General features: G+C 72.5%; 14 protein-coding genes. 7 read left to right on the top strand and 7 right to left on the bottom strand.

The features are described from left to right. Positions 1 to 104: 104 nt before the first annotated feature. Positions 105 to 2,303, bottom strand: a complete 2,199-nt coding sequence (locus ACEZDE_RS00965; RefSeq protein ID WP_380530547.1) for an NEW3 domain-containing protein — start codon at positions 2,301 to 2,303, stop codon at positions 105 to 107. Positions 2,304 to 2,535: 232 nt separating this feature from the next. Here ACEZDE_RS00965 and ACEZDE_RS00960 point away from each other — a divergent pair, with 232 nt between their 5' ends. The 5 genes from ACEZDE_RS00960 (at position 2,536) to ACEZDE_RS00940 (ending at position 7,199) form a co-directional block, all read left to right on the top strand. Continuing rightward, a complete protein-coding gene (locus tag ACEZDE_RS00960) occupies positions 2,536 to 3,504 on the top strand; it encodes an SIS domain-containing protein (protein WP_380530544.1) in 969 nt (322 codons plus the stop codon). Continuing rightward, a complete protein-coding gene (locus ACEZDE_RS00955) occupies positions 3,497 to 4,576 on the top strand; it encodes an ROK family protein (protein WP_380530541.1) in 1,080 nt (359 codons plus the stop codon). The genes ACEZDE_RS00960 and ACEZDE_RS00955 overlap by 8 nt, the downstream gene beginning before the upstream one ends. After that, positions 4,573 to 5,505, top strand: a complete 933-nt coding sequence (locus tag ACEZDE_RS00950) for a 1-phosphofructokinase family hexose kinase (RefSeq protein ID WP_380530538.1) — start codon at positions 4,573 to 4,575, stop codon at positions 5,503 to 5,505. The genes ACEZDE_RS00955 and ACEZDE_RS00950 overlap by 4 nt, the downstream gene beginning before the upstream one ends. After that, positions 5,486 to 6,322 (top strand): class II fructose-bisphosphate aldolase, encoded by an 837-nt coding sequence (locus tag ACEZDE_RS00945; RefSeq protein ID WP_380530535.1) that lies wholly within the window; start codon positions 5,486 to 5,488, stop codon positions 6,320 to 6,322. Before ACEZDE_RS00950 ends, ACEZDE_RS00945 begins: the two co-directional genes overlap by 20 nt. Before the next feature lie 73 nt (positions 6,323 to 6,395). Further along, on the top strand, positions 6,396 to 7,199 hold the full coding sequence (locus ACEZDE_RS00940) for a DeoR/GlpR family DNA-binding transcription regulator (protein ID WP_380530532.1): 804 nt from the start codon (positions 6,396 to 6,398) through the stop codon (positions 7,197 to 7,199). A 21-nt stretch (positions 7,200 to 7,220) separates the two neighbouring features. Here the strand turns inward: ACEZDE_RS00940 and ACEZDE_RS00935 are convergent, their stop codons facing one another. The 3 genes from ACEZDE_RS00935 to ACEZDE_RS00925 form a co-directional block, all read right to left on the bottom strand. Continuing rightward, positions 7,221 to 9,287: a phosphocholine-specific phospholipase C gene (locus ACEZDE_RS00935; RefSeq protein ID WP_380530529.1), complete on the bottom strand. Its 2,067-nt coding sequence runs from the start codon at positions 9,285 to 9,287 to the stop codon at positions 7,221 to 7,223. 88 nt (positions 9,288 to 9,375) lie between these two features. After that, positions 9,376 to 11,181, bottom strand: coding sequence for a ricin-type beta-trefoil lectin domain protein (locus ACEZDE_RS00930; protein ID WP_380530526.1), 1,806 nt, complete (start codon positions 11,179 to 11,181; stop codon positions 9,376 to 9,378). A 270-nt stretch (positions 11,182 to 11,451) separates the two neighbouring features. Continuing rightward, positions 11,452 to 12,597 carry a hypothetical protein gene (locus ACEZDE_RS00925; protein WP_380530524.1) on the bottom strand — a complete coding sequence of 382 codons (1,146 nt, stop codon included), beginning with the start codon at positions 12,595 to 12,597 and terminating at the stop codon, positions 11,452 to 11,454. A gap of 291 nt (positions 12,598 to 12,888) precedes the next feature. On the opposite strand from ACEZDE_RS00925, the gene ACEZDE_RS00920 reads away from it, so the two are divergent. After that, positions 12,889 to 13,209: a hypothetical protein gene (locus tag ACEZDE_RS00920; protein ID WP_380531169.1), complete on the top strand. Its 321-nt coding sequence runs from the start codon at positions 12,889 to 12,891 to the stop codon at positions 13,207 to 13,209. A 28-nt stretch (positions 13,210 to 13,237) separates the two neighbouring features. Here ACEZDE_RS00920 and ACEZDE_RS00915 read toward each other — a convergent pair whose 3' ends face one another. The 3 genes from ACEZDE_RS00915 to ACEZDE_RS00905 form a co-directional block, all read right to left on the bottom strand. After that, positions 13,238 to 15,193, bottom strand: coding sequence for an ABC transporter permease (locus tag ACEZDE_RS00915; RefSeq protein ID WP_380530521.1), 1,956 nt, complete (start codon positions 15,191 to 15,193; stop codon positions 13,238 to 13,240). Between the two features lie 100 nt (positions 15,194 to 15,293). After that, positions 15,294 to 16,103: a molybdate ABC transporter substrate-binding protein gene (gene modA / locus ACEZDE_RS00910; RefSeq protein ID WP_380530518.1), complete on the bottom strand. Its 810-nt coding sequence runs from the start codon at positions 16,101 to 16,103 to the stop codon at positions 15,294 to 15,296. Positions 16,104 to 16,197: 94 nt separating this feature from the next. Continuing rightward, the gene (locus ACEZDE_RS00905) at positions 16,198 to 16,590 is read right to left on the bottom strand and encodes a TOBE domain-containing protein (RefSeq protein WP_380530516.1); all 393 of its coding nucleotides are present in this window, start codon (positions 16,588 to 16,590) and stop codon (positions 16,198 to 16,200) included. Positions 16,591 to 16,869: 279 nt separating this feature from the next. Here ACEZDE_RS00905 and ACEZDE_RS00900 point away from each other — a divergent pair, with 279 nt between their 5' ends. Next, the gene (locus ACEZDE_RS00900; RefSeq protein WP_380530514.1) at positions 16,870 to 17,289 is read left to right on the top strand and encodes a TOBE domain-containing protein; all 420 of its coding nucleotides are present in this window, start codon (positions 16,870 to 16,872) and stop codon (positions 17,287 to 17,289) included. The last annotated feature ends 8 nt before the right edge of the window (positions 17,290 to 17,297 follow it).

Genomic DNA, 17,297 nt, shown 5'->3' with positions numbered 1-17,297 from the left:
TCCCTGTATGCGGCTGGGGGAGCCACCACTGCGGCGGGACCGGGTCGGTGACCACCGTGTGAGGGGTCACCGGCCCGGTCCGGAGGTTCCAGACCCAGAGGGTCTCAGGGGGTGATGGACAGGGCGAAGACGTGGATCGCCGGCTGGTTCGGGAGGGTGATGCTCTGCACGGTCTTTCCCACGGTCAGCGGGATGGTGTTGGAGAAGACCTGGTAGCTGGTGCCGTAGTTGGCCGGGCCGGTCGGGGTGTCGCGGTGGTCCGTGGTGAGGGCGACCTTCGCGCCGTAGGCGTCGTTGGGGGTGCAGCACCAGTTGGGGAAGCCGAGTTGGCCGGTGCTGGTGCTCCCGTCGGTGTAGGTGACGGTCACCGGACCCGTCACCGCGCCGGTCTCCGAGCCGAGAAAGGCCAGGCTGCTGCCGGTGCCCGCGAGGGTGACCGTCTCACCGGAGGCGGCCACGTTGTCCGGGGCGCCGGCCGCGGCGGTGGGCCAGCTGAAGCTGAGGCCGTTGGCGCTGACCGTGGAACCGGGGGCCACGCCCGCCTGGGCGGCCAGGGCCTCGGCCGAGTAGCTGTCGCCGGTGGAATCCAGGTTCCCCGGGCCGGTGGCGGTCTCCGAGGTGACGCCGACGTTGTTGAAGGCGGCGGCCAGGCTCGGGTACGGGACGGTCACCGCCATCGTCCGCGGTCCGCTGACCGAGCCCGCTCCGGCGGCGCCGGCCCGGTAGGTCGCCGTCGCGGTGATCGTGGACATGGTGGTGCCCGGGGTGGTGTCCTTCGGGGCCTTCAGGGTGACCAGCTCGTACGCCGCCGTGCCGGAGCGCGGCTTGGGCAGCCGGCCGGTGGCCGGGGTGACCTTCCAGCCCTTGGGCGCGTGCACGCTCAGCCGGATCCGGGACAGCCGCGCCGTGCCGTAGTCGTCCAGGCTGACCAGGTAGGTGCTCGGGGTGGCGGCAGTGCTGACGTCCTGCCAGGTGATCGCGGTCGCGGGCTGCACCTTGCGGTCGCCGCCGGGGCTGACCCGGTAGATCACCGTGGCGTGCGGCGGGACGTCGGCCGAGATGGTCCCGGTGGTCTGCGTGACCGCCTTGGTGACCAGGTTCTCCAGCTCGAACGAGGAGCCCTCGGCCAGGCCCGCCGTCGCGGCCGAGACGGTGACCGTCTGCGCCGAGTCGGAGGAGTTGAACAGCGCCACCGCCCGGTCGCCGCCGGTCAGCGGCTTGGACAGGACGTCGTAGCCGGCGCCCTGGGCGACGATGCGGCCCTGCAGGCCCAGCGGGTCCTGGTCGACGGCGATGACGTCCTTGTTGCCGAGCGCGGCCAGCGCGCCCGCCGAGGCCTTGGTGAGGTCGGTGCTGGAGATCAGCGGCGCCGCCATCATCGCCCACAGCGAGACCTGGCTCTGGATCTCGTCCTGGCTCAGCCCGGAGTCGCCCGCGAGCAGGAAGTCGGGGTCGTTCCAGCGGCCGGGGGCCTGCAGGTCGGCCAGGCCGACGTTGTAGCCGTAGTTGTCCATGATGGAGCTCCACTTGGCGGCTCCGCTCTCCTGGCCGAGCGCGATGTCGTCGCCCTCCCGCCAGAGGTTGCCGAGCTGCGCGGACCAGCCGATCACCGAGTCCCAGGCGGACGTCCCCTCGAAGTACGCCGGGGCGGATATCGAGAAGACCATCTTCCGGCCGCTGTGCAGCAGGGCCTGGCTCATCGCGGCGTAGGTCGCGTGGTAGGCCTGCTCGTCGTTCTCCCCGGCCGGGGTCGGCACGTTGCAGCCGTCGAGCTTGACGTAGTCGACTCCCCAGGAGGCGAACAGGTCGGCGTCCTGGGTCCAGTGGTCCTCGGAACCGGGGTAGCCGCCGCAGGTGCTGGTGCCGGCGTCCTCGTAGATGCCGAACTTCAACCCCATGGAGTGCAGTCGGCGTCCGACGTAGGCCATGCCGTCCGGGAACGTGGTGGGGTCGGGCACCAGATTCCCCGCGGAGTCGCGGTCTGCGGCCATCCAGCAGTCGTCGATGGTCACCGTGTCGTAGCCCTTGGCGGCGAGTCCGCTGCTGACCAGGGCCCGCGCGTTGGCGAGGACGTTCTGCTCGTTCTCGCCGCACTGGTAGTACGACCAGTCGTTCCAGCCCATGGGCGGGGTCGGTGCGTAGCCGGGGTACTGGGCTGCCGCCGGCGTCGCAGCAGTCGTCGCAGTCGCCGTCGTTGCTGCGGCGGCGGCCGGGACGGAGAGGAGCAGCCCGGCGGCCGCGGTGGCGAGCGCGCACAGGCCGGCCAGGGTCGAGCGGTGGCGCCGGAGTCGGGGAGAAGTCACGGGCTACCTCACAGATCGGTGGGGCGGTTGGTCGAGCACCGCTGTGTGTTTCTATGCGAGTTTGCTTGTACTTGACAAGACCGCCTACCAAATGAGCTGAGATGAGCAGAAAACCAGGTCACTCGCGCAGAATGAGGGCCACAAGTCTTGATTGAAAGTGCTCATTTATGCTATATATCAATCATCTTTACGCGGCGAGGTGCCGCCCGCCCCGCCCCAGGAGGTCGCCGACATGTCTCCCGTTCCTTCCCGCACCACCGCCGAGATCGCGACCCAGCCCGCGACCTGGCGTCAGGCGAAGCAGTCCGTGCAGCGGTTCGCCCCCGCGCTGCCGCAGCGCGGCGAGCGGGTCGCGGTCGTCGGCTGCGGCACCTCCTGGTTCATGGCCCAGGCCTACGCCGAGCTGCGGGAGAGCGGGGGGCACGGTGAGACCCACGCCTTCGCGGCCTCCGAGTTCCCCTGGTCGCGGCGCTACGACCGGATCGTGGCGATCAGCCGCTCGGGCACCACGACCGAGGTGCTGGAACTGCTGCACCGGGTTCGCGACGCCGTCCCGGCCACCCCGACCACCGCCATCACCGCGGACCCGGAGACCCCGGTGATGGCCGCGGCGGACGCGGTGGTGGTGCTGGACTTCGCGGACGAGGAGTCCGTGGTGCAGACCCGCTTCGCCACCACCGTGCTCGCGCTGCTGCGGGCCCACCTGGAGGCCGAGGGCGCGCTTCCGGCCGGGGTGCACCCGCTGGACCGGGCGGTGCTCGACGCCGAGCGGGCGCTCGAACTCCCGCTCGACCCGGCCGTGGTGGCCGCCGAGCAGTTCACCTTCCTCGGCGCCGGATGGACCTGCGGTCTGGCCCTGGAGGCGGCGCTGAAGATGCGCGAGGCGGCCAACGCCTGGACCGAGGCGTACCCGGCCATGGAGTACCGGCACGGCCCGATCGCCATCACCGCCCCCGGCCGGGTCGCCTGGATGTTCGGCGAGCTGCCGACCGGGCTCGCCGAGGACGTGCGGCGGGTGGGCGGCCTGCTGGTGGCCGACTCCGGCGAGGGCGACAGTGGCGGCGACGGCAGCCTGGACCCACTGGCCGCGCTGATCCTGGCGCAGCGCCTGGCTGTCGCGCTCGCCGAGGTCCGCGGCTACGACCCGGACCGCCCGCGCAACCTCACCCGCTCCGTCGTACTGGAGCCCAGCGATGCCTAGGAAGACGCCAGGACGACAGACACCCGGGACCCTAGCCGAGGACTGCGTGATCGCCCTGGACGTGGGCGGCACCGGGATGAAGGGCGCCCTGCTCGACCGGGAGCTGTGCCTCCGGGCCACCCTGCGCCGGGCCACCCCGCGCGCCTCCGGCCCCGACGCCGTCGTGGGCGCGATCGCGTCGGCGCTGCGCGAACTGGCCGCCCAGGCCCACGCCGACGGCTTGACGGTGCGTCAGGTCGGGGTGGTGGTACCGGGCATCGTGCGCGAGGACGACGGGATCGCGGTCTACTCCGCCAATCTCGGCTGGCGCGACCTGGCGCTCACCGAACTGCTCGCCGCCCGCACCGGGCTGCCGGTCGTGCTGGGCCACGACGTGCGGGCCGGCGCCGTGGCCGAGTGCATGCTCGGCGCGGCCCGCGGCGCCGGGGACGCCCTGTTCCTGGCGATCGGCACGGGCGTCGCCGGGGCGCTGGTGAGCGACGGGCGTCTGGTCCACGGCGGTGGTTACGCCGGGGAGATCGGGCACGTCCGGGTCGAACCCGACGGCGCCCGGTGCGGTTGCGGGGGCCGTGGCTGCCTGGAGTCACTGGCCTCCGCGACCGCGGTGGCCGCGGCCTACGCGGCGCGGACGGGCCGTGCCGTCGAGGGGGCGGCACAGGTCGCCGCCCGGGTGGCGGCCGGGGACCCGGACGCGGTGGCGGTCTGGGACCGGGCCGCGCGCGGCCTCGCCACCGCCCTGGCCACCGCGGTCACGCTGCTGGCCCCCGAGGTGATCGTGCTCGGCGGCGGTCTCGCCGAGGCGGGAGACCTGCTGCTGGACCCGGTCCGGGCCTACCTGGCCGAGCAGTTGACGTTCCAGCGGGCTCCGCTCCTGGTGCGCGCCGACCTGGGCGACGAGGCCGGCTGCATGGGCGCGGGCCTGTACGCCTGGCACCGGGTGCCGGACCGCGTTCCGGCGGGCTTCGCTTCCGCGGAGTCTGCCTCCCCGGGCTTCGCTTCCCCGGTGCCCGCTTCCGCCCCGGTATCCCCTGCCGCGGCGTCCGACCGACTGCCCGCGGGGTGGTCGCGGTGATCCTGACCGTCACCCTGAACGCCGCCGTGGACGTGACCTACCAGGTCGACGAGCTGGTGCCGCACGGCTCGCACCGGGTCCTGCACACCACCGAGCGGGCCGGCGGCAAGGGTGTCAACGTCTCCCGGGTGCTCGCCGCGCTGGGCCATGACACGGTCGTCACCGGCCTGGTCGGCGGCGCGGCCGGTGAGCAGTTCCGGGCCGAGCTGCGGGCGGCGGGGCTTGCGGACCAGCTGCTGCCGATCGCCGGGGAGACCCGGCGCACGGTCACCGTGGCCTCCCGGGCCGACGGCGACGCCACCGTGTTCAACCAGGCGGGACCGGACGTCAGCCGCCAGGAGTGGGACGCGTTCACCGCGCTGTTCACCCAACTGGCCCGGGACGCCGAGGTGGTGGTGCTGGCCGGGAGCCTGCCGCCGGGTCTGCTCTCGGACTCCTACGCGGAGTTGACGCACCTGGCCCGCGCGGCCGGGGCGAGCACCCTGCTGGACACCTCGGGCCCGGCCCTGCGCGACGCGCTCAGCGCCGCACCGGACCTGGTCAAGCCCAATGCCGCCGAACTCCTCGAAGTCACCGGCTGCCGCGACATCCCGGGCGCCGCAGGGCAGTTGCGGGCGATGGGGGCCCGCGCCATCGTCGCCTCGCAGGGCCCCGAGGGCCTGTCCGCCTACACCGTCCGGGAGATCTGGCAGGCCCGGCCGCCGGAGCTGGTCTGGGGCAATCCCACCGGGGCCGGGGACGCCTGCGTGGCCGCGCTGGCCGTCGGCATGGCCGAGGGGTCCTCCTGGCCCGACCGGCTCCGCGACGCGGTGGCACTGTCCGCCGCCGCCGTGCTCGCCCCGATCGCCGGGGACTTCGACGCGGACGCCTACCACCGTTTCCAGCCCGACGTCATTTTGGAGCAGTTCCATGCCTCTGGTTGCCACTGACGACATCATCAAGGGGGCGGTCCGGCAGGCTTCCGGGATCGGCGCCTTCAACGTGGTGCAGATCGAGCACGCCCAGGCGATAGCCGCGGGCGCGCAGGCCGCGGGGCTGCCGGTGATCCTGCAGATCAGCGAGAACACCGCCCGCTACCACGGCTCGCTGGAGGCGATAGGACTGGCCTCGCTGTCGGTCGCCCGCCGCGCGGCCGTCCCGGTCGCGGTGCACCTGGACCACGCCGAATCCACGGACCTGGTCCGGGAGGCGGTCGAACTGGGCTTCTCCTCGGTCATGTTCGACGCCGCGAAGCTGCCCTACCAGGAGAACGAGGACGTCACCCGCACCATGGCCGAGCTGTGCCACCAGCACGGCGTGTGGATCGAGGCGGAGCTCGGCGAGGTGGGCGGCAAGGACGGTGCGCACGCCCCCGGCGTCCGCACCGACCCCGGCGAGGCGGCCCGGTTCGTCGCCGCCACCGGCGTGGACGCCCTGGCCGTGGCCGTGGGCAGTTCGCACGCCATGGCCACCCGCGACGCCGCGCTGGACTTCGACCTGATCGCCCGGCTGCGCGAGGCCGTGCCGGTCCCGCTGGTGCTGCACGGCTCCTCCGGGGTCGACGACGGCAGCCTGCGCAAGGCGGTCGCGGCGGGGATGACCAAAATCAATGTCTCCACCCACCTGAACCGGCGCTTCACCGAGGCGGTCAGGAACCACCTCGCCGCTCACCCGGAGGTCTCCGACCCGCGCCGCTACCTGGGCCCGGCCCGTGACGCGGTGGCCGCGGAGGCCGCTCGGCTGCTCCAGCTGCTGGCGGAGGTCTGAGCTGCGCGTTGTGGGTATGTGACAATCGTTGTCCGATGATCGGGCGGGGCAGCGGCGCGGCCGGGAAGAGACCATGAAGAAGCACGAAAGACTGACCGCGATCCTTGAGCTGCTGGCCCAGGACGACGTGGTGGACGTGGACGACGCGGCCAAGCGGCTCGGCGTGTCCGCGGCGACGATCCGGCGCGACCTGGACCAGCTCGCGGAGCAGCACCTGCTCACCCGCACCCACGGCGGCGCGGTGTCCAGCAACTCCTCGTTCGACCTTCCGCTGCGCTTCAAGTCCGGGCGGCAGGCGTCGGAGAAGGAGCGGATCGGCCGGGCCGCGGCGGCGCTGGTGGAGCCCGGCTTCGTGGTCGGGATCAACGGCGGCACGACCAACACCGAGGTCGCGCGGGCGCTGGCGGCCCGCGCGGACTCGCTGGCGGCCGAGGGCAAGGGCAGCAGTGCGGGCCCGGTGCCGCTGACGGTGGTGACCAACTCACTGAACATCGCCTATGAGTTGACGGTGCGACCGCATGTGAAGCTGGTGGTGACCGGAGGGGTGGCCCGCTCCCGGTCCTATGAGCTGACCGGTCCGCTCGCCTCGGGCGTGCTGGAGCAGCTGACCTTCGACGTGGCGATCATCGGGGTGGACGCGGTCGACCCGGTGCTGGGGGCGACCGCCCACCACGAGGGCGAGGCGATGACCAACCAGCTGATGGCCGGCCGGGCCCGCCGCGTGGTGGTGGTCGCGGACTCGACCAAGCTGGGGCGGCACGCCTTCGCCCGGATCTGGCCCACCGCCAGGATCGACGTCCTGGTCACCGACGCGGCGGCCGACCCGGCCCTGACCGAGCGCTTCACCGCGCTGGGCGTGCAGGTCGTCACCGGCTGACCCCCTCTGGGGGATTGCCGCTCACCCCGAGACGCTGGGTGCGCCGGTTTCCAGGTGGCCGGTGAAGCGCTGGGACCAGGTGGGGTCGATGTCGGCGGTGATGGTGAAGTCGTACCAGCCGCCGGAGTAGGCGACCGCGTTGAAGTAGTCGCTGAGGCTCGCGCCCGCGCGGACCTGGTGCAGCCAGGGGCCGTCGCCGCGGTACTGGTTGGCGGTGATGGTGAAGTTGACGGTGCCGGTGGCGTTGTTGGCGAGCTTGAAGTAGACGGCGAGCTTGCCGGTGCCCGGTTCGACCGCGTAGGAGGCGGTGACGGCCAGGTTCTTGCCCGCCTTGGTGGTGTCGCCGGTGAAGCGCCGCAGGAACCGGTTGGGGCCGGTCACGCTCAGGTCGTAGGCCCCGTTCCCGTACCCGGGGCCGCAGTTGAAGTAGTCGCTCGCGGTCGAGCCGGCGTCCAGGGTGTACTGCCACGGGCCGCCGCCGCGGTGGGCGTTGGCGTAGGCGGTGAAGTGGGTGCTGCGGGCAGCCCCGGCGGCGGTGTTGTCGTAAGACAGCCAGACCAGGGTCACCCCGCCCGCGTCGAACTCGATGCGGTCGAGGTTGGCGTTGGGCTGGTAGGGCAGCGCCCGTGCCGGACGGGTGCCGGGCTCCGGGACCGGCAGCGCGTTGGTGGTCGGAGTCGGGTTGGGCAGCGGATCGCAGGCGGCCAGGGTGATCGTCCGGGAGGTGTCCGGCAGGGCGGGCAGCCCGTACACCGGGTTGGCGAAGTCGAAGACGGAGGTGAGGTCGCCGCAGACGCTGCGCCGCCAGGCGCTGATGTTGGGGCAGTCGGCGGGCTTGCCGACGGCGGCGGTCCACTGCTCCAGGAACCGCAGCACCGAGGTGTGGTCGAAGGTCTCGGAGTTGACCCAACCGCCCCTGCTCCACGGCGAGATCGCGATCATCGGCACCCGGAAGCCCAGGCCGATGTTGGCCCCGGCCACGAACTCGTCCGCCGTGCCCGGGGGAGCGACCGGCGGCGCGACATGGTCGAAGAGGCCGTCGTTCTCGTCGTAGTTGAGGATCAGCACAGTGGAGTCGAAGACCGCGGGGTCCGCGTTGAGCGCGTTGATGACCAGGTGGACGAAGTGCGCGCCGTTCTCGGCCGGGGCGTCCGGGTGCTCGGAGGACGCCTGGTCGGCCACCACCCAGGAGACCTGCGGCAGCGTCCCGTTGAGCACGTCGGCGCGGATCGCGGCGGCGATGTCGTCCGGCGTGCTGCCGGTGCCGGCCGGGACCGAGCCCATCCCCTTGACGGCCAGGGGGCTGCCCGCGGGCGCGTCGGCGAACTGGGTGAAGTAGGCAAGGCCGTTGTCGCCGTAGTTGTCGGCGGCGTTCTGGTAGAGCTTCCAGCTCACCCCGGCCGTCTGCAGCGCCTCGGCGTAGGTCTGCCAGCGCAGCCCGGACTCGTCGCCGCCGTCGTTGGCCGGGCCGCCCGCGGTGCCGGCCGGGTCGATCATGCCGCTCCAGGCGTAGGTCCGGTTCGGGCCGGTCGGCCCCAGCACCGAGGCGTGGTAGGCGTCGCAGACGGTCCAGTTGTCGGCGAGCGCGTAGTGGAACGGGATGTCCGCGCGCCGCAGATAGCCCAGGGTGCGGCTGGAGCCCTTCGCCGCGACCCAGTCGTCCATCGCCCCGCCGTGCCAGGCGGCCTGCTGGTCCGACCAGCCGTGCGGCAGGTCGCCCTGGCACTGCGCCTCGTTCTCGGCGCTGCCGCTCGCGCCGGTCGGGTTGAGCGCCCACGGGTACTGCCGGCCCGAGCCGTTGGGCTGGTTGAAGACGCTGTATCCGCCCGCGATCTGGATCGCGCTGCGGTCGGCGAAGCCCCTGACCCCCTTCAGCATGCCGAAGTAGTGGTCGAAGCTGCGGTTCTCCTGCATCAGGATCACCACGTGCTTGGCGTCGGCGAGCGTTCCGGAGGTTCCGGGGCGGCTTGCCGCGGTCGCGGCAGCCGCCTCGGCGGCGCGGCTGCCCAGCGGCAGGGTTTCCAGCCCGAGGGCCGCCGCGGCCACGGCCGAGGTCTTGAGCACGGTACGGCGGGAGACGGAGGACATGGGGGTTTCTCCTTACGCGACATACGCGACGACTACGCGGCTGCACATCCGGGCTACTGCGCGACTGAGCGATCGAGCGGCAACGCGACTACCCGGCGGGTGGGGTGGCGAAGGGGGCGCTCCAGGTCTGGTTGGGCTGGTGGCTGCCGCAGGCATAGGTGTCGACCACCGAGGCGGTGTTGCTGAAGTTGCTTCCGGTGATGTCGACGCAGACGCCGCTCGCCTGGCGCAGCTGCCCGGACCGGTTGTAGGTCCACACCTGCTTGCTGTCGCCGCTGTTGCAACTGGCGAGGCTCAGCCCGGTGGAGCTGCCGGAGATGCACAGCGACGGGCTCTGCAGCGAGTCGATCAGGCCGTTGCCCTGCCGCTGCCACTGCTGGTTGCTGTTGCCGGTGCAGCCGTACAGCGCGACCTTGGCGCCCGGCGTGGCCCCGGAGTAGGCGTCCAGGCAGAGCCCGGTGGTCTGGAAGGCGCTCTGCGGCGCCTGGATCTGGCCGGTGGGGACGGCGGCGCCGCAGCTGCCGGGGTCGATGGTGTACATCGCGGTGTCATGGCTCGCGATGGTGGTGCTGAGGGCGGCGGTGACCGACTGGTTGGTGTGGGTCCACAGATCCCGCACGGTGCGGGCGCAACCGGTGTTGCCGTAGCCGAGGTTGGCCAGGTTCAGGGTGTAACCGGTGGCACTGGCGTTCTTGTTGAGGACGGCGACGGCCTCGCGACCCCCGGAGAGCGGCTTGACCACGACGTCGATCCCGGCCGTGGCCGAGGAGTTGCCGCGGGACGCGAGGTAGCCGCCCGCGCCCAGCGGGTCCTGGTCGACGGCGATGACGTCGCTGTTCTTGAGGATCGCCAACTGCGGGGCGTAGCCGACCGGGTCGGCGGCCATCTTGCGGACGTCGGTGCTCAGCATGAGCGGCGAGCCCATCGCCGACCACAGCGCGAACTGGCTGCGCTGCTCGGCCAGGGTGAGCTGGTCGTTGTCGCCGATCAGCAGTTGGTCGGCGTCGTTGTGGTTGCCGGGCCCGTCGTAGCGGGCCAGCGCCACGGTGTCGGTGAAGTTCTGGTAGACGCCGCCCTCGTAGTAGTCGGAGCCGTGCGGCCAGTCCCAGGCGGAGGCGGGATCGGGGTGCCAGACCGCGATGTCCGGGCTGACCCGCCACATCTGGCCCAGGCCGCGCACCCAGTCCAGGGAGTTGTACTTCTCCGGGTCGGTGGGGGAGTAGCCGGCCGGTGCCGACTCATTGAAGAGGATCTTGCGGCTGGTGTTCGCGGTCGCCGTCTTCAGCGCGTTCGCCATGGTGCCGAACTCCGCCTGGCGGTTGCTGGTGGTGGTCCCGCAGTTGTCCAGCTTGAGCGAGTCGATGCCCCAGTAGGCGAGCGAGTCGGCGTCGGCCTGCTCATGTCCCATCACCCCGGCCGCCACGCCCTGACAGGTGTTCACCCCTGAGGTGCTGTAGACGCCGGCCTGCATGCCGAGGCTGTGCAGGTAGTCGGCGTAGTCGGTCAGCTCATAGTCGAAGCCGGGCTGGCTGCTGCCGCCCCAGGTGGCCGCCCCGTGCAGGTAGCCGGAACTGTTGCGCTGCATCCAGCAGTCGTCGACGGTCAGGTTGGTGTAGCCGGCCGCGACCAGGCCGGTGTCGGACATGGCCTTGGCCTGGTCCTCCATGAACTGCTGGAAGGAGTATCCGGCTGTGCTGCCGTCAAGCCTGGCCTGGGCGCTGCAGGTGAAGCGGGCCCAGTCGTTGAATCCCATCATCGGGGTCACGCCGACCGGGGTGGGGCTGTTCGCGGCCACGGAGTCGGCGGTCGCCGCGGGGGTGGCGGCCACGGTCAGTCCGGTGGTGAGGAGTGCGGCGGCGGAGACGAGTCCGGCCAGCCGTCGGTGCGTTCTCATACGGGCTCCAAGCACGTGGGGATGCGCGGGTGGCGGCGACGCTGTGGAGGCGGTCCGGCGCCGGCGCCGGCCGTTCTTCGGAGACGGACCACCGCACTGCCGCTCGGTGCTGTCGGAGTCGGCGGTATGGGGTGTCCATGACGATAGATGCGCAACACTGTTCATACAAGGGATGCGAGTGCGCAATATTGCGCGATTGCATCCCTCACCATTCAAGAAGGTCATATCGGCGATCAAGAAGCGCCATCGGCGCGCCCGTATCCGTGGAGTTCAGCGCACCCGGGAGACGTCGCCGACGACCCGTTCCGGCGAGGCCTGGGCGCACCAGCCCCGCGGGGCGGCGAGGACCACCGCCGCCGTCAGCAGCAGGGCCCACAGCCGGAGTTCGCCGAGTACGGCCGGGGCGGTGCTCAGCCGCGGGGCCAGGAAGAGGGCGGAGAACAGGCCGAGCGTCCAGACCGGGGTCGGTCGGCGCAGGCCCAGCAGCTCCCAGCACAGGGTGCCCACCAGCGCCCCCGCGGTGTAGTAGTCGTACACCCCGGGATCGAGCGCCAGCCGTGCCGCGACGCCCAGCAGCAGCACGGCCGGCCAGCGGCCCCGGCGCACCGCGAGCACCCCGAGCGCGCAGCCGAGCAGGAGTTGGGCCGGGCGGTCCCAGGCCGGAGTCCCGGCCGCCGCCACGCCGAGCGCGCGCAGGGCGGAGGAGGGCTCGTTGGTGATCGCGAAGCCCGCCGCGCCGAGTGTGCCGGGATCGGCCAGAACGAACGGCAGCCACCCCGCCGAGATGCCTGCCACCAGGTAGAACGCCGCATGGCGCCGGGTCCCGCGGGGCGCGGCGAGCACCAGCGGGGCGAACACCGCCGCCCACGGCTTGGCGTCGGCGGCCAGTGCCAGGCAGACCCCGGCCACCGCCGGGTTCCCGTCGACCAGCGCCCGGACCGCGAGGGTGGCGAAGGTCAGCGCGAGGACGTCGTCCAGGTGCGCGTAGTGGACCGCGAGCGAGGCCCAGGCCACCAGGAACGCCCCGCCGGAGAGGGTGAGCGTGGTCCGCGCCCTGCCTCCCGCGAGGTCCGGGCGCAGCCGGGGCAGGATCGCGTGCAGGGTGTGCAGGACCAGGAGCCCGAGCGCCATCATCGCCGTCTGCGCGGCCAGCAGGCCGTTGGTGGGCCCCAGTTGCCGCAGCACCTGCGCGACCAGGAAGGTGACGGGACCGATCTGCAGGTTCGGGTAGTCGGCGTACAGGTGCAGCCCGCCGGGCGGCTGGACGCCGTTGCCCGCGAACAGGGCCCGGCTGCCTTCGACGAAGTAGTGCCAGGAGTAACCGCCGCCGGGCAGGTTGACGAGCAGGCAGAGCCCGGCCCAGACCGCCAGCGGCCTGGCCGGGGCGGCCGTGCCGGGCCTCATCGCGTGCCGCAAGGCCCTCTCCCTGATCCGTCCGGTCCTGCCGAGGTCGGCAGGATAGTTACGGCCGGGAAGAGACCGGTGCCGGGAGTTGTCTCACGATGTTCTTGCCGCGCCCGGAAACCGGCGCCCCGGCCAGGCGGGGCCTGCTCCGCGGTACGGGCCCGGGGCCCGGGATCTCTTACCCGCGGACGCCCTGTTCGGCCCAGGCCGCGCCCGGTTCGCCCCGGGCCGGGGGAAGCCCGGTGCTGTTAGGTTTCCGGCATGTCCCTACGTGTTCGTATGCGTCAAGCCCTGCCGGAAGCGATGCGCGCCCGCGACAAGGTCGCGGTGAGCGCCCTGCGCACCACGCTCGCCGCACTGGACAACGCGGAGGCGGTGCCCGTGGACGAAGCCGGGACGCGGGGCATGGCCCTGGAGCAGTCACCCGTCGGCGTCGGCGCCACCGAGGCGGCACGCCGTGAGCTGAGCGAGCGCGAGGTGGCGGAGATCGTGCGGGCCGAGGCCGCCGAACGCCTGGACGCGGCGGCGGAGTTGACCGCGCCCGCGCACGCCGACCGGGCCGCGCAGCTCCGCACGGAGGCCTCGGTGCTGCTGCGCTTCCTGGACGAGGCGGTCGAGGGGTAGCGGGCGGGCCCCCGGCGCCGAGGCGTGGTCAGACCGGGACCAGGGTGGTCTCGGTGGCCTTGATGCCCGCCCAGACCGGGGTGCCCTCGGTGAGGCCGAGGTCGGCGGCCGACTGCGGGGTGATCTCGGCGACGATGTCGGGCGCCTGGTCGGAGGTGATGACCAGGCGCAGCCGACTGCCCACAGGGGTGATCTCGGCGATCCGCCCCGGCCACTGGTTGCGGGGGCTGCCGGTGGGCTGCTCGCGGTGGACCGAGACGGCTTCCGGGCTGACGACGGCCAGCGCCTGGGTGCCCAGCGGCAGCGGTTCCGCGGCGGTGAGCCGGGTGGGGTGCGCGCCGTCGAGGGCGAGGCCGTCGGCGGTGGCGGTGCCGGGCCAGGCGTTGCGGCCCAGCATCCGGGCCACCCACGGGGAGCGCGGGGTGCGGGTGATCTCGGCGGGCGGCGCGTACTGCAGGGCGCTGCCGTCCTGCAGCACCAGGACCTGGTCGGCCAGCGAGACGGCTTCGACCGGGTCGTGGGTGACGATCAGACAGACACCGCCGAACCCGGTGAGGTGGTGCCGCAGGGTGTGCCGGACATGGGCGCGGGTGGTCTGGTCCAGGGCGGCCAGCGGCTCGTCCAGCAGCAGCAGTCGCGGCCTCGCGGCCAGGGCGCGGGCCAGGGCGACGCGTTGGGCCTGGCCGCCGGAGAGCTGTCCGGGCTTGCGGTGGGCCAGGTGGCCCACGCCGAGCCGGTCGAGCCACTGCTGGGCGTCGGCCTTGGCTCGGGCCCGCGGGTGGCCCTGGGCGCGGGGGCCGAAGGCGGTGTTGCCGAGCGCGGTCAGATGCGGGAACAGCGCGCCGTCCTGCGGCACCCAGGACACCCCGCGGCGGTGCGGCGGCAGACCGGTGACGTCGTCCTCGCCCAGCCGGGTGACGGCCCGTGAGCGCGGGGTCAGCCCGAGCAGGGCGCGCAGCAGCGTGGTCTTGCCCGAACCGTTGGGGCCGACCACGGCGACGGTGGTGCCGGGGGCCGCGTCCAGGTCGAGTCGGTTGAAGCCGGTGACCTGGGCGTGCAGCGACCAGAGCTCGGTGGGCGCGGGCAGCGGCTCGGTGTCCACCTCGTCGAGGCCGACGGCGGTGGCGGGTTCGTCGGCCGGGGACGCAGCGGAGCCCCGGCGGCGGCTGGTGGCGCGGCCGTTGTTGCCGGTCCAGCGTCCGCGGAGGGCGATCAGGACGGCCATGGCGATGGCGAGCAGCAGCAGCGAGACCGAGGTCGCGGCTTCGGGGGAGTCCTGCAGCAGCAGGTAGACCTGCAACGGGAGGGTCTGGGTGACGCCGGGGAGGTTGCCGGCGAAGGTGATCGTGGCGCCGAACTCGCCCAGCGCGCGGGCCCAGGTCAGCGCGGCTCCCGCGGCCAGCCCCGGGGCGACCATGGGGACGGTGACGGTGAAGAACACCCGGATCGGGTTGGCGCCGAGCGAGGCGGCGGTCTCCTCGTAGCGGGGGTGCATCCCGGCCAGCGTGCCTTCGAGGCTGATCACCAGGAACGGCATGGCGACGAAGGTCGCGGCGACGATGGCGCCGGAGGTGTGGAACGGCAGGGTGATGCCGAACCAGCTCTCCAGCCAGGGCCCGAGCAGCCCCCTGCGGCCGAAGCCGAGCAGCAGCGCGACACCTCCGACGGTGGGCGGCAGCACCATCGGCAGCAGCACCAGCGAGCGGACCAGGGTCTTGCCGGGGAAGTCGACCCGGGCCAGCAACCAGGCCAGCGGGACGCCGAGCAGCAGCGACAGGCCGAGCGCGGAGAAGGACACCAGCAGGGACAGCCGCAGGGCGGTCAGCACGGCCGGGTCGGTGAGGTTGCCGACCAGGTCGGACCAGGGGGTCCGGGCCAGGATGCCGACCAGCGGCAGCAGCAGGAAGGCGATGGCCAGCACCGCGGGGACGGCCAGCGGAAGCGGCGCGCGGCGCCCCGGCGACCGGGGCCTGGTCAGCTTCATCGGCGGGTCCCCTCCGGGGGCGGGTGCGGATGGGGCGGGACGGGTCTCGGGGGCCCGCCGGCGCGGGCCCCCGAGAGTCTTTGGGGGGAGCGGCTGTGGCTCAGGGCTTCTGGAAGCCCGCGGCCTGGAGGATCTGCTGCGCCTGCTCGCTGTTCAGCCAGGTCACGAACTCCTGGGCGGCCCGTGCGTCCTTGGACGTCTTCAGGGTGGCGGCCGGGTAGGAGGCGATGGCGTTCTGCGCGTCCGGGATCTGGACGGTGGCGACCTTGCCGCCCGCACTGCTGGCGTCGGTGGCGTAGACGATCCCGGCGTCGGCCTCGCCCAGCTGGACCTTGCTCAGCACGGCGCGGACGTTGGGCTCCTGGGAGACCGGCTTGACCGTGATCTTCTGCGCGTCCAGCACTTGCTGGCTGTAGCGGCCGACCGGGACCTCGGAGGCGGCCAGGACGACCTTCAGCTTGCTGTCGGACAGGTCCTTGAGGTTCTCGACCTTCATCGGGTTGCCCGGGGCGGTCACGATCACCAGGCGGTTCTTGGCGATGGTGGTCGGGGTGCCGGTGCTGTCCTTGAGCCCGTCCATGGTCTTGGTGTCCGCCGTCACCAGGGCGTCGGCCGGGGCGCCCTGCTTCACCTGCGCGGCCAGCTCCTGGGAGCCGGCGAAGGAGAACGTCACGGTGGTGCCCGGGTGGTCCTTCTGGTAGGCCGCACCCGCCGTCTTGAAGACGTCCGTCAACGAGGCCGCGGCCAGCACCGTGAGGGTTGCCTTCGGCGCGCTGCTGCTGCCGCCGCTCGCGGCTGACAGGTCGTCCGCTGTGCCGCCGCCGCCGCTGCCGCAGGCGGCCAACGGAACGACCACCGCCGCGCAGAGCAGGGCGGCGAAGGAACGGCGGGCGGTCACGACAGTGGGCATGGAAAAACACTCCCTGGTCGACCCGGCACGGGTGGACACAACAGCTGGCACCGAATGGCCTCCCAGGCTCCTGGGAAGAGGCAGTCGGGTGACGTCAGGCGCGCTCGACGAGTACGTCGGTGGATTTCACCCGGGCGGTGGCGCGCATACCGACCTCGATACCGAGTTCTTCGACCGCTTCACGGGTCAGCAGTGACACCAGGCGATGCGGACCGGCATGGATCTCGACCTGCGCGGCGACGTCCCCGACTTTCACCGCGGTGACGATTCCGGGAAATGCGTTGCGGGCCGAGACGGTGGCGCTGTCCTCGTCGACAACGCCGCCCTGTGCGACCTGGACCGCGAGCGCGGCCAGATCACGTCCGTCGATCATTCGACGGCCGCCCTGGTCACGGGTGGCGATCCGGCCCGCGTCCGCCCAACGACGGGCGGTGTCCGGGCTGACGCCCAGGAGACGGGCGGCTTGGCCGACGGTGTAGGACTGCATATGCAAGACGATAAGCCGAATCGCCCGGCACATGCAAAGGCAAACCACAGCCGGTTATCAGAGGAAATTCATGGCCGTGAGGGACCAAAGTCACCGCGGGCCGGGACCTGCGGGCCGTCCGCCGCACGGAAAAATTATGGGGACGGAAACGCGGCGGAAGCGCCGCGGCCCGGGTCGCATCTGCGGCCCGCGAAAAACACCGCCCGCCGCGGTTCGCTACGTTGGGGGCAGCCGGTCAGGAATGAACCTGAGAATCCCGATCACGTGAGGTTGGACCCCATGAGCCTGAGCATCCGCAACCAGTTCCCCGGCACCGTCGCCTCCGTCGTCTCCGGCGAGGTCATGGCCACCGTGAAGACCCGGCTGGCCGGCGGCCAGGACATCACCTCCGCCGTCACCCGCGAGGCCGTCGAGGAGCTCCGCCTGACCCCGGGCAGCCCGGTGCGGACCATGGTCAAGTCCACCGACGTCTCCCTGGCCACCGGCCCGGTCGCAGGCCTGAGCATCCGCAACCAGATCGCGGGCACCGTCGCCGACGTCTCCACCGGCGGCGCGATGGCCACCGTCAAGATCACCATCGACGGCGGCGAGCTGACCGCCGCGATCACCAAGGACGCCGTCGCCGACCTCGGCATCGCCGCAGGCGCGCCGGTGGTGGCGCTCATCAAGTCCACCGAGGTCTCCCTGGCCACTGCCTGACCCCGCGC

Origin of the sequence: Streptacidiphilus cavernicola (assembly GCF_042510955.1) — a bacterium.
Classification (GTDB): Bacteria; Actinomycetota; Actinomycetes; order Streptomycetales; family Streptomycetaceae; genus Streptacidiphilus; species Streptacidiphilus cavernicola.
This window is presented reverse-complemented; position numbering and strand designations above follow the sequence as displayed.